At 44.9% G+C, this 22858-nt stretch carries 23 protein-coding genes; 21 read left to right on the forward strand and 2 right to left on the reverse strand.

All coding sequences use genetic code 11. The features are described from left to right. The first annotated feature begins 39 nt into the window (after positions 1-39). From tsaE to rlmB, 13 genes are all read left to right on the forward strand, one after another. On the forward strand, positions 40-504 hold the full coding sequence (tsaE, locus tag LNL84_RS15125) for a tRNA (adenosine(37)-N6)-threonylcarbamoyltransferase complex ATPase subunit type 1 TsaE (protein WP_244358390.1): 465 nt from the start codon (positions 40-42) through the stop codon (positions 502-504). A gap of 2 nt (positions 505-506) precedes the next feature. After that, positions 507-2213: an N-acetylmuramoyl-L-alanine amidase gene (locus LNL84_RS15130; protein ID WP_425244315.1), complete on the forward strand. Its 1707-nt coding sequence runs from the start codon at positions 507-509 to the stop codon at positions 2211-2213. Between the two features lie 12 nt (positions 2214-2225). Beyond that, the gene (gene mutL, locus LNL84_RS15135) at positions 2226-4214 is read left to right on the forward strand and encodes a DNA mismatch repair endonuclease MutL (protein ID WP_244358391.1); all 1989 of its coding nucleotides are present in this window, start codon (positions 2226-2228) and stop codon (positions 4212-4214) included. Next, a complete protein-coding gene (gene miaA / locus LNL84_RS15140; protein ID WP_244358392.1) occupies positions 4211-5158 on the forward strand; it encodes a tRNA (adenosine(37)-N6)-dimethylallyltransferase MiaA in 948 nt (315 codons plus the stop codon). Before mutL ends, miaA begins: the two co-directional genes overlap by 4 nt. A 190-nt stretch (positions 5159-5348) precedes the next feature. Then, entirely contained in the window at positions 5349-5612 is a 264-nt protein-coding gene (gene hfq / locus LNL84_RS15145) for an RNA chaperone Hfq (protein WP_244358393.1), read from the forward strand. 44 nt (positions 5613-5656) lie between these two features. Next, on the forward strand, positions 5657-6946 hold the full coding sequence (gene hflX / locus LNL84_RS15150) for a ribosome rescue GTPase HflX (RefSeq protein WP_244358394.1): 1290 nt from the start codon (positions 5657-5659) through the stop codon (positions 6944-6946). 45 nt (positions 6947-6991) lie between these two features. Then, positions 6992-8191, forward strand: coding sequence for an FtsH protease activity modulator HflK (gene hflK, locus LNL84_RS15155; RefSeq protein WP_244358395.1), 1200 nt, complete (start codon positions 6992-6994; stop codon positions 8189-8191). A gap of 2 nt (positions 8192-8193) precedes the next feature. Then, positions 8194-9174 carry a protease modulator HflC gene (hflC, locus tag LNL84_RS15160; protein WP_244358396.1) on the forward strand — a complete coding sequence of 327 codons (981 nt, stop codon included), beginning with the start codon at positions 8194-8196 and terminating at the stop codon, positions 9172-9174. A 63-nt stretch (positions 9175-9237) separates the two neighbouring features. Further along, positions 9238-9426: a DUF2065 domain-containing protein gene (locus LNL84_RS15165; protein ID WP_244358397.1), complete on the forward strand. Its 189-nt coding sequence runs from the start codon at positions 9238-9240 to the stop codon at positions 9424-9426. A gap of 176 nt (positions 9427-9602) precedes the next feature. After that, positions 9603-10919, forward strand: a complete 1317-nt coding sequence (locus LNL84_RS15170) for an adenylosuccinate synthase (protein ID WP_244358398.1) — start codon at positions 9603-9605, stop codon at positions 10917-10919. 300 nt (positions 10920-11219) lie between these two features. After that, complete coding sequence (motX, locus tag LNL84_RS15175; RefSeq protein WP_425244314.1) at positions 11220-11855, forward strand: flagellar protein MotX; 636 nt, start codon at positions 11220-11222, stop codon at positions 11853-11855. Between the two features lie 128 nt (positions 11856-11983). Continuing rightward, positions 11984-14467 carry a ribonuclease R gene (gene rnr / locus LNL84_RS15180; RefSeq protein WP_244358399.1) on the forward strand — a complete coding sequence of 828 codons (2484 nt, stop codon included), beginning with the start codon at positions 11984-11986 and terminating at the stop codon, positions 14465-14467. A 12-nt stretch (positions 14468-14479) separates the two neighbouring features. Beyond that, positions 14480-15220, forward strand: coding sequence for a 23S rRNA (guanosine(2251)-2'-O)-methyltransferase RlmB (rlmB, locus tag LNL84_RS15185; RefSeq protein WP_244358400.1), 741 nt, complete (start codon positions 14480-14482; stop codon positions 15218-15220). A 61-nt stretch (positions 15221-15281) separates the two neighbouring features. Here rlmB and LNL84_RS15190 read toward each other — a convergent pair whose 3' ends face one another. Together LNL84_RS15190 and LNL84_RS15195 are read right to left on the reverse strand one after the other, a co-directional pair. After that, positions 15282-15509, reverse strand: a complete 228-nt coding sequence (locus LNL84_RS15190; protein ID WP_244358401.1) for a SlyX family protein — start codon at positions 15507-15509, stop codon at positions 15282-15284. Then, positions 15502-16491 (reverse strand): WD40 repeat domain-containing protein, encoded by a 990-nt coding sequence (locus LNL84_RS15195; protein ID WP_244358402.1) that lies wholly within the window; start codon positions 16489-16491, stop codon positions 15502-15504. The genes LNL84_RS15190 and LNL84_RS15195 overlap by 8 nt, the downstream gene beginning before the upstream one ends. Positions 16492-16665: 174 nt before the next feature. Between LNL84_RS15195 and fkpA the strand changes: the two genes are divergently transcribed. The 8 genes from fkpA to fusA all read left to right on the forward strand — a co-directional run bounded on the left by fkpA (position 16666) and on the right by fusA (position 22734). Further along, complete coding sequence (gene fkpA / locus LNL84_RS15200; protein ID WP_244358403.1) at positions 16666-17445, forward strand: FKBP-type peptidyl-prolyl cis-trans isomerase; 780 nt, start codon at positions 16666-16668, stop codon at positions 17443-17445. 282 nt (positions 17446-17727) lie between these two features. After that, on the forward strand, positions 17728-18402 hold the full coding sequence (locus tag LNL84_RS15205) for a helix-turn-helix transcriptional regulator (RefSeq protein ID WP_244358413.1): 675 nt from the start codon (positions 17728-17730) through the stop codon (positions 18400-18402). Between the two features lie 2 nt (positions 18403-18404). Next, a complete protein-coding gene (tusD, locus tag LNL84_RS15210) occupies positions 18405-18800 on the forward strand; it encodes a sulfurtransferase complex subunit TusD (RefSeq protein WP_244358404.1) in 396 nt (131 codons plus the stop codon). After that, a complete protein-coding gene (gene tusC, locus LNL84_RS15215) occupies positions 18800-19153 on the forward strand; it encodes a sulfurtransferase complex subunit TusC (protein ID WP_244358405.1) in 354 nt (117 codons plus the stop codon). The genes tusD and tusC overlap by 1 nt, the downstream gene beginning before the upstream one ends. A gap of 8 nt (positions 19154-19161) precedes the next feature. Further along, positions 19162-19443: a sulfurtransferase complex subunit TusB gene (tusB, locus tag LNL84_RS15220; protein ID WP_244358406.1), complete on the forward strand. Its 282-nt coding sequence runs from the start codon at positions 19162-19164 to the stop codon at positions 19441-19443. A 175-nt stretch (positions 19444-19618) separates the two neighbouring features. Beyond that, entirely contained in the window at positions 19619-19993 is a 375-nt protein-coding gene (rpsL, locus tag LNL84_RS15225) for a 30S ribosomal protein S12 (RefSeq protein WP_004399892.1), read from the forward strand. A 96-nt stretch (positions 19994-20089) separates the two neighbouring features. Further along, the gene (gene rpsG, locus LNL84_RS15230) at positions 20090-20560 is read left to right on the forward strand and encodes a 30S ribosomal protein S7 (protein ID WP_244358407.1); all 471 of its coding nucleotides are present in this window, start codon (positions 20090-20092) and stop codon (positions 20558-20560) included. Positions 20561-20637: 77 nt separating this feature from the next. After that, on the forward strand, positions 20638-22734 hold the full coding sequence (gene fusA / locus LNL84_RS15235; RefSeq protein ID WP_244358408.1) for an elongation factor G: 2097 nt from the start codon (positions 20638-20640) through the stop codon (positions 22732-22734). The last annotated feature ends 124 nt before the right edge of the window (positions 22735-22858 follow it).

Genomic DNA, 22858 nt, shown 5'->3' on the forward strand with positions numbered 1-22858 from the left:
TATTTTGTGTTATTTAGCCGCCATTTAGAGAAAACTGTGATGAGCATTAAAAAATTTGTATTGGTTGATGAAGCAGCCACTATTTCCATGGGAACTAAATTGGCGTCTGTCTGTTCAAAACAAACAACGGTGTACCTGCATGGTGATCTTGGAGCAGGAAAAACAACGTTTAGCCGTGGCTTTATTCAAAGTCTGGGTCATAACGGTAATGTTAAAAGCCCGACTTATACGCTGGTTGAACCGTACCAACTTGAGGGGTGGAATGTTTACCACTTCGACTTGTACCGTCTTGCGGATCCAGAAGAGCTAGAATTTATGGGGATCCGAGATTACTTTTCTGATGATGCGATCTGTCTTGTTGAATGGCCAGAGAAAGGACAAGGCCTGCTACCAGAAGCAGATCTAGACATTGAACTTCGCTATGTGGAGACACATCGAGAAATCACCTTTACGGCAAATACCGAATATGGAAATCAGTTACTCGAACAATTGGAGTTAAGTTGAACATTAGGACGTTGACGAATGTAGTATACGCTTTATTCGTATCTCTATTATTTCTGCCGACATTGACTTTTGCCAATGCACTTGAAGGTATTCGAGTGTGGCCCTCACCTGATGAAACTCGGGTTGTTATTGATTTAAAGTCTGAGGCGCAATACAGTTATTTTTCGTTGACCAGTCCAAATCGGGTAGTGGTTGATCTTGAAAATACCACACAAAGTACCAAGCTGCCGCTCACTGTAACGGACAGCCCAGTATTGACAAAAATTCGCAAGAGCTCACCGCCCGATAAAAGCAGCTATCGATTGGTGTTGGAGCTCAAAGCATCTTCAACGCCACAATTGTTTAAGCTCAAACCTACCCCTGGTGGACAATATGGCCATCGTTTGGTCATTGATCTTCCTCACGGTAAAGAAGCCTCTTCAACGGCAAGTGTTCCTGCTAGTCAAACTAAAGTAAGCAAAGACGCCTCCCAATTTCAGGGAACCGCGGACATTGTGGTTGCCATCGACGCCGGACATGGCGGGGAAGATCCAGGCTCGATTGGACCCACAAGGAAATATGAAAAGCACGTGACCTTAAGTGTCTCGAAAAAATTGGCTGCTCAAATTAATGCAATACCTGGTATGAAAGCGGTATTAACCCGCCGTGGTGACTATTTTGTGAACCTCAATAAGCGTTCAGAAATTGCACGTAAAAATCAGGCGCATTTATTGGTCTCAGTTCACGCAGATGCATTTAGAACACCTCAACCTCGCGGAGCGTCCGTATTTGTGTTAAACACCAAACGGGCAAACACTGAAATCGCTCGTTGGGTCGAAAACCATGAGCAACAATCGGAGTTATTAGGCGGTGCTGGTCAAGTACTGGCTAAAAACACTCAAGACAGAAATGTCAGCCAAACGTTGCTCGATTTGCAGTTTAGCCATTCGCAGAAAGAAGGTTATAAAGTCGCAACTAAGATCTTAAAGGAAATGGGCAAAGTGGCGCATCTTCATAAAAAGGATCCGGTTAATGCGAGTCTTGCTGTGCTTAAATCCCCCGATATTCCGTCAGTATTGGTTGAAACGGGCTTTATCTCTAATCCGAAGGAAGAGCGGTTACTCAATACTAGAAGCCACCAAGACAAATTAGCGCGCGCTTTAACCAAAGCGATTGTGCAGTACTTTGAAGATAACCCGCCGCCAGGAACATTAATGGCGAATCGTACTAAAGCACAAAAACATTCAGTTAGTCGTGGTGAGTCATTATCGGTTATCGCCAGTAAATACGGTTCATCGGTTTCAGAAATTAAAAAAGCGAATAACCTAAAAGGTAACTCTCTTGCGATAGGGCAGGTGTTGCTTATCCCTGGCGCGACTCAATCAATTTCAGTACCCAATCGAGTGAATACCGTGGAAACAGAGACCATCACCCATGTGGTTCAACGTGGAGAGTATCTGGGTAAAATAGCGACTAAATACAAAGTATCAGTGGGCGACATTCGAAAAGAAAACAAGCTCAAAACGGATGTGTTGAAACTGGGTCAAAAGCTGAAGATCACGGTGAGTCTAAAAGATCGCCCTGTGCGCAAGCATAAGGTGCAGCGCGGTGAGTTTCTTGGCAAGATCGCCAGTAAGTATAGTGTTACGGTGAGTAGCCTACGCTCAGCCAATCAATTGCGATCGGATGAACTGGCCATAGGTCAAGTTCTTGTTATACCAAATCGATAGGGCTGAACCGAAATGACGATTAAAATACTACCAGCTCGATTAGCCAACCAAATAGCCGCAGGCGAAGTGGTAGAAAGGCCTGCGTCGGTAGTGAAGGAGTTGGTCGAAAATAGCCTAGATTCCGGTGCAACAAGAATCGATGTTGATATCGAAAAAGGCGGAACGAAGCTGATTCGCATCCGTGATAATGGTAAAGGGATTGTCAAAGATGAATTGCAACTAGCCCTCAGCCGACACGCTACCTCCAAGATTCATACTCTCGATGATTTAGAAGCGATCATCAGCTTGGGCTTTAGAGGCGAAGCATTGGCCAGTATTTCTTCGGTATCGCGACTGACTCTTACCTCACGTCCCGCTACTCAGCAACAAGCATGGTCTGCTTATGCGGAAGGTCGTGAAATGGCTGTGAAGATTCAGCCAACTGCGCACCCAATCGGGACCACTGTGGAAGTGCTGGATCTTTTCTTTAATACGCCCGCGAGACGAAAGTTTCTTCGTACCGAAAAAACTGAGTTTACCCATATTGATGAACTGCTTAAACGCATTGCTCTAAGTCGTGTTGACATAACGATAAACCTCAAGCATAACGGTAAGATGGTTCGTCAGTACCGAGCGGCTAAAACAGAGGTTCAGTGTGAGAAGCGCATAGCATCGGTGTGTGGAAATGCTTTTGTTCGTAATATGTTGAAGATCGAGCTAGAGCATAATGGTCTTAAGCTGTATGGCTGGATTGCGACTCCTGAAGGAGCGCGCGCGCAAAGTGATATGCAGTTTTGCTACGTCAATGGTCGTATGATGCGAGATAAACTCATCAATCATGCCATTCGTCAAAGTTACGAAACGAGTCTAACGTCTGAACAGTACGCGGCCTACATTCTCTTTATTGAAATTGATCCACACCATGTTGATGTTAATGTCCACCCGGCCAAACATGAAGTGCGCTTCCATCAATCTCGACTGGTGCATGACTTTATTTATCAAGCTCTTGCCAGTGCCTTATTACAGGCAGATCATGTCAAACAGCCTAAAGCGTCTGCCGCCGCTTTTCATACAGCAACAGAGCCTCAGTCGAATTTAAATCAAAACACCTTGAACGAGCCAAAGGCTCCGGAACCCCTTGATGGCGCATTGCTCGATGCCATTGAAAAGATACCTGATTATCCCGGACGCTCAGGGTATCAACAAGTGTCTGTACCGACGTCGACAAGTGGGCAAAATTTGTCCGCGAGGCAGCGTGAGGGTGGTCAAACAAGCGAGTGGCAAAGTACTCGCCCTCAAAACAGTTATGGCTCTTCTAAACAGCATTCATCGATAAGAGAAACAGCCCCTAGCCGCAAAGAGGTGGAGGCCTATCATCAGCTGATGTCAACACCTTTACCCAATGACAATGGGCGTGACACACTCGCATTGAGCACGCCATATACAGCGGATGTCACGTCACCGGCCATTGGAGCACTCGGTAAATCCATTGCAGTTGTTCACGACACATATTTATTGATGACAATAACTGATGGGTGCGCATTGGTCTCGGTATCGCGTGCTGAATGGTGGCGCAGTCGTTATCAACTCGACGTTAGTAAAGGGGCGTTAAAGGCACAACCTTTGTTGGTGCCTTTGGCAATGAAGTTACCAGCAGAACAATTGCAAGTGCTTGATAGCCTGATGCCACTGTTATCAAAATTCGCCATAGAATTAAAAGTCCGGGACAGTAAAAATGTGATGGTCATGGCGGTACCGCAACCATTACGTCAACAAAATTTGCAATTGTTAATTGGTGAAATGTTGGCATACTTGGCGGCCAATCTGACAGCAAGCCCTGAACAACTGGCCTGTTGGTTAGCTGACAAGGTACAAGTGGAAAAAAGTCACTACACTTTGTCTGAAGCGATACAGGTTTTAGCAGAAGTGGAACGTTTAGCGGATGGCGAGTTGCCATTGAATGATTCGCGCTTTGTTAAGCCTGTAGATTTTTCGACAACTATTGCAGCATTGATATCATGAGTGAGAAACTACCTTTAGTCTTATTTTTAATGGGACCAACAGCCTCCGGTAAAACAGAATTGGCGATTCGATTGCGTCAGAAATTTCCGGTAGAGATCATTAGTGTCGATTCAGCCCTGATTTATAAGGGTATGGATATTGGTACAGCAAAACCTGATGAGAGTGAGCTTACATTGGCGCCGCATCGTCTGATTGATATTTTAGATCCGGCGCAAGCGTACTCGGCGGCTGACTTTCGCGCTGATGCCCTTAAAGAAATTGCTGACATTCATGCTCAAGGTAAAATCCCATTGTTGGTTGGCGGTACCATGATGTACTTCAAAGCGTTGTTAGAAGGGTTATCGCCACTTCCAGCGGCCGATCCTGAGATCCGAAAGCAGATTGAAGAGCAAGCTAAGCAAAAAGGTTGGAGCGCGATGCATGATGAGTTACGTAGCTTTGACCCAGTATCGGCTGATAGGATCCACCCCAACGATCCACAACGCTTATCTAGAGCTATCGAAGTTTATCGTATATCTGGAAAGTCATTGACTGAACTTACCTCAACCAAAGGTGAACCGCTGCCATTTCGTGTGAAACAGTTTGCGGTTGCTCCACAAGATAGAGCATTACTTCACAAAAGAATTGAATTACGTTTTAATAAGATGATACAAGCAGGCTTTGAACAAGAAGTTAAAGCGTTATATGCTCGTAAAGATCTACATTTGGATCTTCCATCTATTCGTTGCGTTGGTTATCGACAAATGTGGGAATATTTGGACGGCAGTTGCAGCCTTGATGACGCGGTTTTTCGTGGTATCTGTGCAACTCGTCAATTGGCTAAACGTCAGATCACCTGGTTAAGGAGTTGGGATGATTTGGTTTGGCTTGATAGCGAACACATTGAGGAATCTTTAGAAACCCTATCAGACGCCATAGCATCCGATGGCATTAACTGTGTATAATGTGGTCGCATTTGCGTATTTATACCCAAAAAGGAACTGAGTTTTATTTTCAAAGTGAATTGATGATCTATGATTATAAAACTAAGGGGTATTTCATTGATTTAGCTCAGATGCAAAGGCAGCACCGAACTTGCAGTGCACCAATAGCTAAATAATTACAACAACAAAATTAATATAAGGAAAATAACAAATGGCTAAGGGGCAATCTCTTCAAGACCCATTTTTGAATGCACTACGACGCGAGCGTATTCCTGTTTCAATTTATCTGGTTAATGGCATCAAGCTACAAGGTCAAATTGAATCATTTGATCAATTCGTGATCCTTTTGAAAAATACAGTTAACCAGATGGTGTATAAGCATGCGATCTCTACTGTTGTTCCGGCTCGTGCCGTAAGTCACCACAGTGGTGAGCGTCCAATTTCTAATGGCCAACAAGAGAAATCTGAAGATTAATATTCGTTTTCCTGGAAATACAGCATTAGATAGGAGTTGGCAGCTTGTTTGACCGTTATGAATCGGGTGAGCAAGCTGTACTTGTTCATATCAACTTCACGCAAGAGGGTGAGTGGGAAGATCTCAACGAGTTTGAGATGCTAGTTTCCTCAGCAGGGGTTAGTGCACTGCAAGTCGTGACAGGCAGTAGGCAGTCACCTCACCCTAAATACTATGTCGGAGAAGGAAAGGCTCAAGAAATAGCACAGGCCGTCCAGCTTGCTGGCGCTGATATTGTTATTTTTAATCACGCACTTTCACCAGCTCAAGAGCGAAACCTCGAGCAAATTTGTAAATGTCGAGTGTTGGATCGTACTGGTCTTATCCTAGATATATTTGCTCAACGAGCACGAACCCATGAGGGTAAGCTGCAAGTAGAGCTCGCTCAGCTACGACATATCTCAACTCGATTAATTCGAGGTTGGACTCACCTTGAAAGACAAAAAGGTGGGATAGGCTTACGAGGTCCTGGTGAGACTCAACTCGAGACTGACCGACGTCTATTGCGTGATCGGATCAAAACCATTCTTCGTCGATTGGCGAAAGTGGCTAAACAACGTGAACAAGGCAGACGAGCAAGAAATCGTGCAGAAATCCCAACGATTTCATTAGTGGGTTATACCAATGCTGGTAAATCAACATTGTTCAATCGCATCACTGAAGCTGGGGTTTATGCCGCAGATCAGCTGTTCGCGACTCTCGACCCCACGTTAAGAAAAATTGAATTAGCGGATATCGGACCTGCAATTCTTGCAGATACCGTTGGATTTATCCGTCATCTCCCGCACGACTTAGTCGCCGCCTTCAAAGCAACATTGCAAGAAACGCAAGAAGCTGACATTTTGTTACATGTTGTAGATGCAAGTGACGACCGTTTTCGGGAGAATATGCAAGCCGTTCAGGACGTGCTAGAAGAGATCGATGCCCATGAGGTGCCCTCTCTAGTCGTTATGAACAAGATAGACAATCTAGAAGAACAACGCCCTCGCATTGAACGCGATGGCGAAGGTAAACCAAGAATTGTTTGGGTGTCTGCCATGGAAGGGCTTGGTATCGAACTGTTATATGAGGCGCTAACTGAACGGTTAGCTAGTCAAATGGTTCAATATCAACTGTGTATCCCACCGCAATATCAAGGTCGGATCCGCAGTACATTTTTCCAGATGAAATGCATACAAAGAGAAGAGTATGATTCAGATGGTAACTTGTTGATTGATATTCGGATGCAACAAATAGATTGGTCTAGACTTGAGAAAAGAGAAGGGGCGCTCTTAGGTGACTTTATCGTTACTTAAAGGGCTGCTACAGTATAACGTCATACTAAATGATGGAGCTTCCTAATGGCGTGGAATGAGCCTGGTAATAATAATGGAAACAACGGCCGCGATAATGACCCTTGGGGTAATAACAATCGCGATGGCCGCAAGTCCGGCGACCGTAATCAAGGTCCGCCTGACTTAGACGAAGTTTTCAATAAGCTAAGTCAAAAGATTGGTGGTAAATTTGGCAAAAAAGGTGGCGGTGGCTCATCAATAGGCGGTGGCGGTAGCGCAATCGGCTTTGGTGTTATTGCATTGATCGCTGTTGTCATTTGGTTCTCCTCTGGTTTTTATACCATTGGTGAAGCAGAACGTGGTGTTGTCCTTCGTCTGGGTAAATACGATCGTATTGTCGATCCTGGTCTAAACTGGCGACCTCGCTTTATTGATGAGTACCAAGCGGTCAACGTACAAGCGATTCGTTCACTGCGTGCATCGGGTACTATGCTAACTAAAGATGAAAACGTTGTGACAGTGGGTATGGATGTCCAATACCGAGTGTCTGACCCATACAAGTATTTGTTTGTGGTAACCAATGCAGACGACAGTTTGAGTCAAGCGACTGACTCAGCACTACGCGCGGTTATTGGTGATGCGTTAATGGATAGCATTCTAACAAGTGGTCGTCAGCAAATTCGTCAAAGTACACAAGAAACCTTGAACGATATTATCGATAACTACGATATGGGTCTTAGCATTGTTGATGTGAACTTCCAGTCGGCTCGACCACCAACACAGGTGCAAGACGCGTTTGATGATGCGATTTCTGCTCGAGAAGATGAAGAACGTTTTATTCGTGAAGCTGAAGCTTACAAGAATGAAATTACGCCCAAAGCAACGGGTCGTGCTGAGCGTTTGAAGAAAGAAGCACTCGGTTACTCTGAGCGTACGATCAACTCAGCGTTGGGTCAGGTAGCTCAGTTCGAGAAATTACTACCAGAATATCAGGCAGCGCCAGAGGTTACACGTAATCGTCTCTACCTAGATACGATGGAAGAAGTGTACTCCAACACATCGAAAGTGATTATTGACTCTGAATCGAGTGGCAACTTGCTGTACTTACCAATTGATAAGTTAGCGGGACAAGAGTCGTCGACACAAACCCGTAAGCCAAAAGCGACTTCTGCCTACGATGAGATTCAATTGGATTCACAATCAAGTGGAACGCCACCGAGTAGTAGCAATTCACGCGATTCGAATTCACGTCAAGGGAGATACTAACAATGCGTAAATTGACGATACCAGTATTAGTCGTTGCATTAGCATTGATGCTGATGTCTCTATTTGTGATTCCAGAAGGCGAGCGTGGCATCGTAATTCGATTTGGTCGAGTGCTGAGTGATGACAACAATGTTTCTCGCATCTATGAGCCTGGACTTCACTTTAAAATGCCACTGTTTGACCGAGTGAAAACACTCGATGCTCGTATTCAAACAATGGATGGTCGTGGAGACCGCTTTGTAACGTCTGAGAAAAAAGATGTTATCATCAATACCTATGTGAAGTGGAAGATTGAAGATTTTCGTCAATACTACCTTGCTACAGGTGGTGGTGATGCTCTGACCGCTCAAGCACTATTGGAAAGAAAAGTGACTGATGTGTTGCGTTCTGAAATTGGTGCAAGAGAAATCAAGCAGATAGTTTCTGGCCCTCGCAATAAAGACGTATTGCCTGAAAGTGCAGACAGTGACGAAGTGACAACAGAAGCTGCAAAACAGGCGCTTGAGATTGATGGTGAGCGTGACAAGATCATGGATAATGTACTGCGTGATACTCGTGACAGCGCAATGAAAGATCTTGGTGTACGTGTTGTTGATTTCCGAATGAAGAAAATCAACCTACCAGATGAAATCAGTGAATCGATCTATCGCCGTATGCGTGCAGAACGTGAGTCAGTTGCTCGTAAGCACCGCTCTCAAGGTCGTGAAAAAGCTGAAGTCATTCGTGCTCAAGCAGAACTTGAAGTCGCAACGGTTCTCGCTGAAGCTGATAAAACCGCTCGTGTAACACGAGGTGGAGCTGATGCAAAAGCTGCGAAGATTTATGCGGATGCCTACAGCAAAGATCCTGAGTTTTACGGCTTCATGCGTTCTCTTGATGCGTATAAGACATCATTCTCAAGCAAGAATGATATCTTAGTTCTTGATCCGAAGAGTGAATTCTTCCGATACATGAACGACGCAAACGGCGCACCCGCCAAGTAATCTCGTTGAATAATAATATGAATGGAGCCTTATGGGCTCCATTTTTGTCTGTGAGGGAATAAGATGTCGGAAGCCATTTGGATTGCATTGGGGCTGGTTTTAATTGTTGAAGGGTTAGGGCCATTATTGGTCCCAAGCCATTGGCGGGCGATGATTGTTGAAATGACCAGGAAGCCTGATGCTCAGTTGCGACGGGTTGGCGGGTGCCTGGTGGTTGCCGGTGCTGTTATAGTCTTTATGCTTCTTCGTTGAATTAATACCATAAGGTGATTGAAGGACTCAAAAGATAGAGCCATAGAAATTCATTTTTTTTGTCTTTCTGGGACAAAGGTTTAGTTAAGTTACTTGCCAAAATGCTTAAAAAATGACTGCACAATTTGTCGATTCGGTGCTAGAATCCTTTTTTAACTAGCAATCAGATTGGAAAGATGGGTAATAACGTAGTCGTTCTGGGCACCCAATGGGGTGACGAAGGTAAAGGTAAAATCGTAGACCTTTTAACTGAAGATGCAAAGTACGTGGTTCGCTATCAAGGCGGTCACAACGCAGGTCACACTCTAGTCATTGACGGTGAAAAAACCGTTCTTCATTTGATTCCATCAGGTATTCTTCGCAATAACGTTAAGTGCGTTATTGGTAATGGTGTTGTTCTATCACCAGATGCGCTTCTAAAAGAAATGAAGCCATTAGAAGAGCGTGGAATTCCAGTTCGCGAGCGCTTATTCATCTCTGAAGCTTGCCCGCTAATTCTGCCTTACCATGTTGCAATCGACCAAGCGCGTGAAATCGCACGTGGTAAAAAAGCAATAGGTACGACAGGTCGTGGCATCGGTCCAGCCTACGAAGATAAAGTTGCTCGTCGCGGTCTTCGCGTTGGCGATCTTTTCGACAAAGAGGCATTTGCTGAGAAATTAAAAGAAGTCATGGAATTCCATAACTTCCAATTAGAGCATTTCTACAAAGCGGAACCAGTCAGCTACGAAGAAGTCCTTGAGCAAGCGATGAGCTACGCTGACCTACTGACTTCAATGGTTATCGACGTGACAGATGAGCTTGATGCAGCGCGTAAGCGTGGTGACAAGATCATGTTCGAAGGTGCTCAAGGTACGCTTCTAGACATCGACCACGGTACATACCCTTACGTGACGTCTTCTAATACGACGGCTGGTGGTGTTGCTGCAGGTTGTGGTTTCGGTCCTCGCCACATTGGTTACATCCTTGGTATTACGAAGGCTTACTGTACTCGCGTGGGGTCAGGTCCATTTCCGACTGAACTGTACGATGGCCTAGACAAGCAAGATCCAGTTGGTAAGCATCTAGGTGATGTTGGTCATGAGTTTGGTGCAACGACTGGTCGACTACGTCGTACGGGTTGGTTTGACGCTGTCGCGATGCGCCGAGCTATTCAACTAAACTCTTTGACAGGTATTTGTTTAACGAAACTAGACGTATTAGACGGACTAGAAGAGCTGAAAATCTGTACTGGTTATAAGATGAATGATGGCTCTATCTTAGAAGTTTCTCCTATGGCGGCTGAGTCATTTGAAGAAGCGACTCCGATCTACGAAACGATGCCGGGTTGGTCTGAAAACACTGTGGGTGCAAAATCGTTAGATGCACTACCACAAGCTGCACTCGATTATATCAGCCGCATTGAAGAGCTGACTGGTGTTCCAATTGATATCGTATCGACAGGTCCAGATCGCAACGAAACGATCATTAAAGTTGACCCGTTTAACGCATAATAGCGGCGGCAACAGATAGTTTGAATAAAAACCGATGCCAAGCATCGGTTTTTTTATGTCTTGTTTTAAGATAAGAGTGTGATCATCAGTCCAAATATCGTGTGGCTTTTCAGAAAGGGGGCAAAATATTGCCGCTTGTCAGTGAGGGTCGCTAAAGTTCACCGAGTTGTTGCCGATAAACAGTGAACATAGGCAAATACGGGTTGTGCGGTCACTATAGGTGACAATCCATCGTGTTTTGCTCAATAATTTGAGAGTGGCATTCTTATTTCGAAGAAGTACAAGGTAGAGTAGTAAACTATGAGACAAAAAAAGTTAGCGGCTTTGATGTGTTTCGCTATGTTTTTCTCCACAGTCAAAGTTCAGGCTGGGGGCGTCAGTTCGCCGGTGCCTATCTATCCAGAAAATGAGCTACTTAACTTAATCGAAGAAAACCGACATTTAGAACGTGTCAAAGCGGATAATTGCCAGCTGGTTGAAGATATTGTTGCGCGTGCTACTCGCATTAACCTACCGGCATACGAGTTTTTATATGGTGATATGCTCGCATGGGGTGTTTGTGTTGCACAAGATGTTGAACTTGGCTTGTACTATATGGAAAATGCTGCCCACCAAGGCCTACCAGTCGCACTTGAGCAGTTGGGGCGCTATTACTCGCGTGGAACATTTGTTCAGCAAGATAAAGAACGTGCGATTCCCTATTTTCGAGAAGCTGCATCAATGGGGAACCTTGATGCAAGAATACAATTAGCCGAATTATTGCTGCGTGATTATGGTAGCCCGTTGGACTACGAAGATGCCTATCGCTGGTTGTATAACTCAGTTACCCCAGACTCGTTAAAGCATAAGCGTATCGCGCGATTACGCCAGAGCTTGGAGCGCCGAATGCCAGACAACATCATAGCGAGAGCAAAACGCCGCACCACCTTTTGGTAACTCTATTTTTTATCTCATTTAAAGCCCTTTTAGTGGGCTTTTTAGCTATTTAACGAAGCAATTCTGTAGCTTAAGCCGACCCTCGGTTATAATCTGGCTAACCCTCCTAAAAAAAGATAGGCTTAGCTATGTCCAAAGAGACTCCTAGACAGCCAACAAACGATCCGTTTGCTGAAAGAGAATCCCAAAACTACGACAACCCGATCCCGAGTCGTGAATTTATTCTCGAGTTTTTGCAAACAGCCAATGTGCCGATGAATCGTAATGATCTTTTTGAGGCATTAGGATTATCCGGTGAGGAACATTACGAAGGCTTGCGTCGCCGATTAAGAGCGATGGAGCGTGACGGTCAACTTGTGTTTACCCGCCGCCAATGTTACGCGCTTCCCGATAAGTTAGAGATGATCAAAGGTCACGTGATTGGCCATAAAGACGGCCACGGCTGGGTTCGCCCTGAAGGGTCTGTAGGAAAAGATAACGATGTCCTGCTTCCTCACCATCAAATGCGCACCATTCTTCACGGCGATTTTGTTTTGGTTCAACCTACGGGTACCGATAAACGTGGTCGCAAAGAAGGGCGTCTTGTTCGTGTATTAGAGGAGCGTAAAGCTCAAATCGTCGGGCGATTTTTCTTGGAATACGGCTACGCATATGTGGTGGCCGATGATTCACGTATTAGTCAAGATATCCTCATTCCTAATGAGCATAAATCTTCAGCTCGTATGGGAAATGTAGTAGTGATCGAGATTACCGATAGAGGTAGTCGTTCACGCGGTATGACAGGTCGTGTCATTGACGTTCTTGGTGAAAGTATGGCACCGGGAATGGAAACACAAATAGCGATTCGCACCCATCAGATCCCTAATGAGTGGCCAGAAGACGTTGAGCAGCAAGTCAAACACTTTGGTGAACATGTCCCTGAAGATGCCAAACAAGGCCGTGTTGATTTAAGAGAACTGCCTCTAGTGACGATTGACGGCGAAGACGCCAGAGACTTCGACGACGCGGTGTACTGTGAAAAGAAGCGCAGTGGAGGTTGGAGACTGTGGGTCGCAATTGCCGATGTTAGCTATTACGTTAGAACCGACAGTGCGCTAGACAAAGAAGCGATCAATCGTGGTAACTCGGTGTACTTTCCATCCCAAGTCGTGCCCATGTTACCTGAGGTGCTCTCCAATGGTTTGTGTTCACTAAATCCACAAGTAGATCGACTATGTATGGTATGTGAAATGACCATCTCTGATAGCGGCAAGCTTTCAGGCTATAAGCACTACGAAGCGGTGATGAACTCTCATGCTCGACTGACTTACAATAAGGTTGGCGCAATCCTTGATGGTGACTTAGAGTTGCGAGAGCGCTATCAAGCGGTGGTTCCACATCTTGAGCAACTTCATAGTATGTATGGGGTACTTAAGAATGCACGGGCGCAACGAGGGGCTATCGAATTTGAAAGCGTAGAAACGAAGTTTATTTTTAACGCTGAGAAGAAAATCGATCGCATTGAGCCTGTGATCCGCAATGACGCTCATAAAATTATTGAAGAATGCATGATATTGGCCAATATTGCTTCAGCGAGCTTGGTTGAAAAGGCAAAAGAAGCAGCGCTGTATCGAATTCATGAATCTCCCGGGGAAGAACGTCTGACAGGCTTTAGAGACTTTCTTGGTGAGTTGGGGCTGAATTTGACGGGTGGCTTAGAGCCCTCACCAACAGATTATGCAGAGATAATGAAGCAGATCAGCGATCGTCCAGACAAAGAACTGATTCAAACCATGTTATTAAGATCGATGAAACAAGCGGTCTACAATGCGGATAACTGTGGCCACTTTGGACTCGCCCTTAAACGTTACGCTCATTTCACTTCACCTATTCGCCGTTATCCGGATTTGTTGCTACATCGAGCGATCAAGTATCTGATTGCGAAAGAGGAAGGTCGTAACCAAGACCGTTGGACACCGACGGGTGGCTATCACTATTCTTTTGATGATATGGATTTTTACGGTGAACAGTGTTCTATGACTGAGCGTCGTGCTGACGATGCAACCAGAGAAGTCTCTGATTGGCTGAAATGTGAATACATGCAAGATCACGTTGGCGAAGAGCTTGATGGCGTTATTGCGAATGTCACGGGGTTTGGTTTTTTTGTACGATTAACTGAATTGCACATTGATGGTCTAGTTCACATCTCGACCTTAGCGAATGATTACTATCAGTTTGACCCGACGGGTCAGAGGTTGATTGGTGAAAGCTTTGGTAATATTTACCGATTAGGCGATGCAGTAAAGGTAAAAGTACTGTCGGTTAATCTCGATGATCGACAAATTGACTTTGAATTAGTTGAAACAAGTCGTAAGCTACGCGGCAAAGGTAAAACGGCCAAAAAACGTGCTGCAGATGCTCAGAAAAAAGCACAAAGCAATAAGCGGACGGCGGTAAAAGGGCGACGAGCGGGTCAAAGTGCCAAGCCATTAGTCGAGCCGATGAAGCGACCGGATGACGTTTTGCAAGACGAATCAAAGACAAAGAAACGTAAAAAGTCTAAAGCCGAGAAAACGCGAAAGGATAAAGCGAAAAGTAATGCGGCTAAGGCTCGTTCTAAGAGAAATAATTAAGCAAGGTATACGATGAGTAATGAATTTATCTATGGGATCCATGCAGTCAAAGCTGTGCTTGCCAAGGATCCTGCGCGATTTATAGAAGCTTATGTTCTAAAAGGGCGTCAAGATGATCGGTTAATGCCCTTACTGAACGAGTTAAATCAGTTTGGTGTTTCTATTCAGCAAATGGGCCGAAAAGTGTTGGACGATAAAGCCAGTGGCGCCAACCATCAAGGTATCATCGCCAAAGTAAAACCGATGAAGCAACTCAATGAAAATGATCTCGATGACATTCTTCGTCAGCATGAAAGTCCGCTATTGTTGGTTCTTGATGGTGTGACTGACCCGCATAACCTTGGCGCGTGTTTGCGCAATGCTGATGCAGCGGGTGTTGCTGCTGTTATTGTACCGAAAGACAAATCAGCACCGTTAACGGCAACCGTAAGCAAGGTAGCTTGTGGTGCTGCGGAAACTGTTCCTTTGATTCGCGTAACGAATCTTGCGCGTACTATGCGAGCTCTTCAAGAGCAGGGTGTATGGTTTGTCGGTACAGCGGGTGAGGCGACTCACGACATTTATCAAGCAAAGTTGTCAGGAGCATTGGCTATTGTGATGGGCGCAGAAGGGGATGGCATGAGACGCCTGACGCGAGAAACTTGTGATGATCTCATCAAAATACCAATGGCGGGCAGTGTATCAAGCCTTAATGTTTCGGTAGCGTCCGGGATCTGCTTGTTTGAGGCCGTTAGGCAGCGCTCATTATCTTAATGGGGAAAGGCCAGCGTAAAGCTGGCCTTTTTAATACTCATTCGCGAGGCTCGCGACGATTTTAGTAATGCGGCGGTGGCGTTTCCTCCGAAGGATCGGCCATGTTTGATGAATCCATATTTTTCACTTTACCTACCACAAACTTCATCTGATCTTGCATTACAGTGATCAGCATTTGCTGCTTGGATAGCGCATCGTTGAGTTCATCTATCGTTTGGTCTTGAAATGCCAACTTGCATTCCATGTCGTTAATACGCTCTTCTAGCGCACGAATAATTTCATTACTCATAATTTAGTTCCGAATTCCAAGCTTGTATAACGCCGGACGACGCCGCAGAGACGACATGTTGATTGTTGTCAAAGGCCGCATCATACACTACAGCGCGCGGCGGGCTGATCGATTTCAGTAATTCTACCTCAAAACTTTCAATTCTTTCTCCTGAGTTTGTATTCCAAAGAGAAACTCTTGCCGCTGGACTGCCTGTAACGAGTAATTTGCCATCATCGGAAAAACGAGCCGAAGAGAAAATCAATTGTCTGGACCAACTTTTAAGTTGAGCTTGCTGCTTACCCGAAGACAAGTTCCAAATGATCGCATGATTGCCTGAGTCTGATGTGAGCGCGAGGTGTCCGTCGCGTTGTAATGTCACAGTACGGATGCGTTGCTTATGGGGAAAATGATGAAGTATTTGGCCAGACTCGGTGCTCCAAAAATACGCATTGTGGTCATTGCCGCCAGTTAAAGCATAGCGACCATTTGGGGATATAGACACTGAGTTGACTTTTTCGACATGGGCAAGGAACTCTAGGCGACGTCCGCTGACTAAGTCAATGAAGATTGCCTTGCCGTTGGTTAGACCAAGTAAGACTTCTTCACCATTGTTGCTAATGGCGATGTCGGTAATCAAACCATCAGAGACAGACCATAGACCACTTGACTGAGACCAAGCTAAATCCCAGACAGCGAAATTAGTTTGGGTTGCGGTAACGGCGAAACGGCCATTATCGGAAAAACGAATAGTCGAGATAATGTTCCTTTCTGGATCTTGAATGCCTAGCTGTGTTAGGAGCTCTGAAGATGAAAGATCCCAAAGTTGCAGATGCTTCTCTTTTGAGTAAAGTAGAGCGAAACGGGCATCGCGGCTCAGGGCAATGCTGGTTGTTCCTTGGTCTGCAAGGGTCCAGCGCTGACGTTCTTGGCCAGAGAAAAAGCAGCCATTTAACAGGCTGATGACAATGAGCCACATAGCAGAATGAGATATTATTCGCATGATTGACGATATTCCACATTGAGTCTTTAGGCTAAGCTAGTATATTGGTACTACACGATAATTCATACTAGATTAAATGAGTTACGCTCACAGACCTAAGGGTTACGCTAAAAAGTATTTATGAATATGGACGGTAACTCAAAAACCATGGCTGTCCATGAATTGGAGAAATAAATGAAATCACTATTTAAAGTGTCGTTACTTGCAGCGACCGTTATGTTGGCAGTTGGCTGTCAAAAAGAAGAAACGCCAAAAGTAGACCCGGCGGCCGAACAGCAAGTTCAAGCTGAAACAGGTAAAACAGTACACTTTAAAACAGACGATGATAAAGCGGCTTACGCAATCGGTGTTTCTTTTGCAAACTACCTAAGCACTAGTATCGAAAAGCCAGGCGAGCTTGGAATTGAACTCAAAAAAGATTTGGTATTAAAAGGTATTGAGCATGCATTTGCTGGTAATCCAGAATTAACAGAAGATGAAATTCGCGCGGCACTGGAAGGCTTGGATCAACGAGTAGCTCAAACTATGCAACAGCAAGCTGAAGAAAAAGCAACGGCGGCGAAAGCTGAAGGCGACACCTTCCGAGCGGAATTTGAAAAGCAAGAAGGTGTGAAGAAAACTGACTCAGGACTTCTTTATCAAGCGTTAACAGACGGTTCGGGTGCTCAACCGAAAGATACAGATACTGTAGAAGTTCACTACAAAGGTACTTTGATTGATGGTACTCAGTTCGACTCTTCATACGATCGTGGTCAATCAGCGACTTTCCCGCTTAACCGCGTGATCCCTGGTTGGACCGAGGGTGTTCAGCTAATGAATGTTGGTTCTAAGTACAAGTTTGTTATCCCGCCAGAGCTAGCGTATGGCGAGCAAGATACACCAACGATTCCAGCTAACTCGACACTCGTTTTCGAAGTGGAATTGTTAAATATTGAAGCTGAAACGGCACAATAAAGGCCGCCAATTGGTTATTAAAGGCTCACTTCGGTGAGCCTTTTTTGGTATTTGTGGCACGTTATCAGAGTCTGTAACAACAGCAAAGACGTAATTTTCTGTAAAAATGATGAGATAGCGCTGAGTAAAATTACAGACTTTCTTTGTTCTAGGTCACTAGTTGATAAGTTACTGGAGTGAGTTGTTAAAATTTTCTGATAAACTTACATTAATTTTTTTAATTTTCGCTTAAAGGCCAAAAAAACCGTGACTGACAGTATCAACCCAGATACGTTGCTTGAAATGGAATCCGTTGATGTGACGCCATTTAGTGAGCACGATAAAATAATTTTAAAATCCTATGAAGCGGTCGTTGATGGTATCGCGAGCTTGATTGGTCCTTTTTGTGAGATAGTCTTGCACTCTTTAGAAGATCTCAATACATCCGCGATTAAAATCGCCAATGGTGAAAACACGGGACGTCAAGTGGGATCGCCAATCACCGACCTCGCCCTTAAGATGCTTAAAGATATTGAAGGCTCGGAAAGAAACTTTTCACGTTCATATTTTAGCCGAGCAAAAGGCGGTGTATTTATGAAGTCGATTACCGTTGCTATTCGCAATGGCGAAAATCGCGTAATCGGCCTCTTGTGTATCAACGTCAATTTGGATGCGCCTTTTTCTCAAGTCTTGCAGTCTTTCATGCCCACCCAAGAGGCCAAAGACGCGGCGTCATCCGTAAACTTTGCTAGTGATGTTGAAGAACTCGTGGACCAGACGGTTGAGCGCACTATCGAAGATATTAATGCTGACAAATCGGTGTCTAACAATACTAAGAACCGTCAAATTGTCATGGAACTCTATGACAAAGGCATCTTTGACATCAAAGATGCAATCAACCGCGTAGCGGATCGATTGAACATTTCAAAGCACACGGTTTATCTTTACATTCGTCAACGCAAAACTGAGGATGAGTGAGCTTGCAATCTCTAACCTATACCTTAGTGGTTAACGGCTCTGTGTATGGCTCTCAAAGTGCACGTTGCGCGTACTTGTTCGCGCAAGCACTGATCGAGAGTGGTCATAAACTTGTCAGTGTATTTTTCTACCAAGACGGCGTCCTAAATGCGTCGAACTTAACTTTGCCAGCGAACGATGAATTTGATCTGGTTGCCGCGTGGCAAGCGCTACACAGAGAGCATTCGGTTAAACTAGACTGTTGCATAGCCGCATCCTTGCGTCGTGGTATCGTTGGTGAAGAAGAGATGACGCAGCACGAGCTTGCGGCCAGTAATCTTGCCAGTGGATTTGAACAAGCTGGTCTTGGAAGTTTGGCTGAGGCGCTACTGACACAAGATAGGGTTGTACAGTTTTAATGAAGTTAGGATTTGTTTTCCAAAGTTATCCCCACACCTCTTCGGCTGGACGCGAAGGGCTCGATGCACTCTTAGCCGCTTCTGCTTTTTGTGAGGACATCGCGGTGTTCTTTTCAGGTAAGGGCGTGACACAACTCGTCGACAGGCAGCAGCCCAGCTCCGTGTTGTCTCGTGATTACATTAGTGCATTCAAATTATTGGAACTCTACGACATCGAGCAAGTTTATGTGTGCCAGGAAAGCTTAGATAAATACGGTTTACTACCAGAGCAGTTGATTATCGACGCAACCGCTATATCAAGTGGCACACTAGCGACACTGCTCAATAGTTGTCGAAAAGTACTGACATTTTAAGGAACAGGATGCTACATATCATTAAATCTCGTGATGGATTTGAAGCCGCAAAATCGTATAGCTGTGACCAGGACACCTTTTTATTGATAGAAGATGCGGTGTACCTCGCAATTTGTTCGGAATTTAAACAGCAAGGTACAAAAGAATCGAATGTGAATGTCTACGCATTAGAAAATGATATTGAGGCGAGGGGGTTGACTAGGTTGTTAGGTTGTGAAGTTAAACTTGTTGATTATAAAGGCTTTGTTTCTCTAACGGCAAAGCAGGAAAACTCGATCACGTGGCAATAATTGCATTAATATGTTTTAACACTTCTTTTTAATCGCGCCTTGATTGAAAAAAGATCTGTATATTTCTTGACACACCCCCCCCTGCTGAATAGAATTTTGCGTCCCTATTTGTACTAGTTGCAAAAGGGAATAGATTTTTCACAAAGCTTACTTTAAGTAAATCAGGAGCTAGTTAATGGCAACTATTAACCAGTTGGTTCGCAAGCCTCGTGCAAAGCAGGTTGTTAAAAGCAACGTGCCAGCACTAGAAGCGTGCCCACAAAAACGTGGTGTATGTACTCGTGTTTACACAACTACACCTAAAAAACCTAACTCAGCACTTCGTAAAGTTTGTCGTGTTCGTCTAACGAACGGCTTCGAAGTAACTTCGTACATCGGCGGTGAAGGTCACAACCTTCAAGAGCACAGTGTTGTTCTAATCCGTGGCGGTCGTGTTAAAGACCTTCCGGGTGTACGTTACCACACTGTTCGCGGCGCACTTGACTGTGCTGGCGTAAATGACCGTAAACAAGGTCGTTCTAAGTACGGTGTGAAACGACCTAAGTCTTAATGGATTCCGTTAAGTAAGGCCAAACACTAAAATTATTTAATTTTGAAGAAACTGAAAAGTTTTGGATAACCTGAAGAAGACAACGGAGAATATTCCATGCCACGTCGTCGCGTAATTGGTCAGCGTAAGATCCTTCCAGATCCTAAGTTCAAATCTGAATTGCTGGCAAAGTTCGTTAACATCCTAATGGTTGACGGAAAGAAATCTACTGCAGAGAAAATCGTTTACACTGCACTAGAAACTATGGCTGAGAAATCTGGTAAAGATCACTTAGCTGTATTTGAAGAAGCTCTTGAAAATGTTCGCCCATCGGTAGAGGTTAAATCTCGCCGTGTTGGTGGTTCAACTTACCAAGTACCTGTAGAAGTTCGTCCGGTTCGCCGTAACGCACTTGCTATGCGTTGGTTGGTTGAAGCTGCGCGTAAGCGTGGTGAAAAATCTATGGCTCAACGCCTAGCTGCTGAAATGCTAGACGCGTCTGAGAACAAAGGTACTGCGGTTAAGAAACGTGAAGACGTTCACCGCATGGCTGATGCTAACAAAGCATTCGCTCATTACCGCTGGTAATACCTTTTCAGTGCTGCGAGTCTCCCTCGCAGCGCTTTTCTTTACTCTAAGGTTAACCTTAGTCAGAGGATACAATCGTGGCTCGTAAAACTCCTATAGAGCGCTATCGTAATATCGGTATCGTTGCTCACGTAGATGCAGGAAAAACAACCACAAGTGAGCGTATTCTGTTCTACACTGGCCTTTCTCACAAAATCGGCGAAGTTCACGATGGTGCCGCTACCATGGACTGGATGGAGCAGGAGCAAGAGCGTGGTATTACTATCACATCTGCTGCTACTACAACCTTCTGGCGTGGTATGGAAGCACAATTCCAAGATCATCGCGTAAATATCATTGACACCCCAGGACACGTTGACTTTACTATCGAAGTAGAGCGCTCTTTGCGTGTACTAGATGGTGCTGTGGTAGTATTCTGTGGCTCTTCAGGTGTTGAACCTCAGTCTGAAACTGTATGGCGTCAAGCCGATAAATACAGTGTACCTCGTATGGTATTCGTCAATAAGATGGATCGAGCGGGTGCAGATTTCCTACGCGTTGTGGACCAAATTAAAGATCGTCTTGGTGCAAACCCAGTTCCTATCCAATTGAACATTGGAGCGGAAGATGAGTTTAGAGGTGTCATCGACCTTATCAAGATGAAAGCAATCAACTGGAACGAAGCCGATCAAGGCATGACCTTCACATATGAAGATATTCCAGCTGACATGCTAGAAGATGCTCAAGAGTGGCGAACTAATCTAGTTGAAGCCGCTGCTGAAGCAAACGAAGAGTTGATGGATAAGTACCTTGAAGAAGGTGAATTAACTGAAGCTGAAATTAAAGCCGGTCTTCGTACTCGTACACTAAATAATGAAATCGTACTCGCGACATGCGGTAGTGCGTTTAAAAACAAAGGTGTGCAAGCTGTACTAGACGCAGTTATTGAATTTCTACCATCACCCGTCGATGTTCCAGCGATTAAAGGTGTTGATGAAGAAGAAAATGATGTTGAGCGTCATGCAGATGACAACGAACCGTTTTCAGCATTAGCATTTAAAATTGCAACTGACCCATTTGTTGGCACCCTAGCGTTTATGCGCGTTTATTCGGGTGTGGTTAACTCGGGCGATGCAGTTTATAACTCAGTGAAGCAGAAACGTGAGCGCTTTGGTCGTATCGTGCAAATGCACTCGAACAAGCGTGAAGAAGTGAAAGAGATCCGAGCAGGCGATATCGCCGCGGCTATAGGTCTGAAAGATGTGACCACGGGTGATACTCTGTGTGACCAGAATCATAAAGTGATTTTGGAGCGTATGGAATTCCCAGAACCGGTTATTCAGATCGCCGTAGAGCCTCGCTCTCAAGCAGACCAAGAGAAAATGGGTATTGCGCTAGGTAAACTAGCAGCAGAAGACCCGTCGTTTCGTGTTGAGACCGATGATGAAACTGGCCAAACGCTAATTTCAGGTATGGGTGAACTTCACCTTGATATCATCGTAGATCGCATGAAACGTGAATTCAGTGTTGATTGCAACGTGGGTAAACCTCAGGTTGCGTACCGTGAAACTATTCGCGGCAGCACAGAAGTTGAAGGTAAATTTGTTCGCCAATCTGGTGGTCGCGGTCAATACGGTCATGTATGGCTGAAAATTGAACCGTCAGAACATGGTGAAGGGTTTGTCTTTGTAGACGAGATTGTGGGTGGTGCTGTTCCTAAGGAATACATCAGCTCGGTAGCGAAAGGTATCGAGGAACAAATGAACAACGGTGTGTTGGCTGGATTTCCTATGTTGGATGTTAAGGCAACATTATTCGATGGTTCATACCATGATGTCGACTCAAGTGAGATGGCGTTTAAGATCGCTGGCTCAATGGCATTTAGAAAAGGTGCGTTAGACGCGCAACCTGTAGTTCTAGAGCCAATGATGAAAGTTGAAGTAACGACTCCAGAAGACTGGATGGGTGATGTTGTTGGTGATCTAAACCGTCGCCGCGGTATCATCGAAGGTATGGACGAGGGGACAGCTGGCCTGAAGATAATTCGTGCACAAGTTCCGTTGTCCGTCATGTTCGGGTACGCAACTGACTTACGTTCTGCAACACAAGGGCGTGCTTCATACTCTATGGAGTTCTTTGAGTACGCTGAAGTGCCCAAAAATGTTGCTGATGCAATTATTGCAGAGCGTGGCTAAATCGTTATTTGATTAATAACGAATCTATTGCGTTGAAGAAAATTGACGCATAAAATAGCAATTTCTGGCGCGCCTCGAATTATTTGTTATCGGGGCGAATCATAACTAGGAAGGAACACGATCG

The organism is Vibrio gelatinilyticus, assembly GCF_022836845.1.
Lineage (GTDB): Bacteria > Pseudomonadota > Gammaproteobacteria > Enterobacterales > Vibrionaceae > Vibrio > Vibrio gelatinilyticus.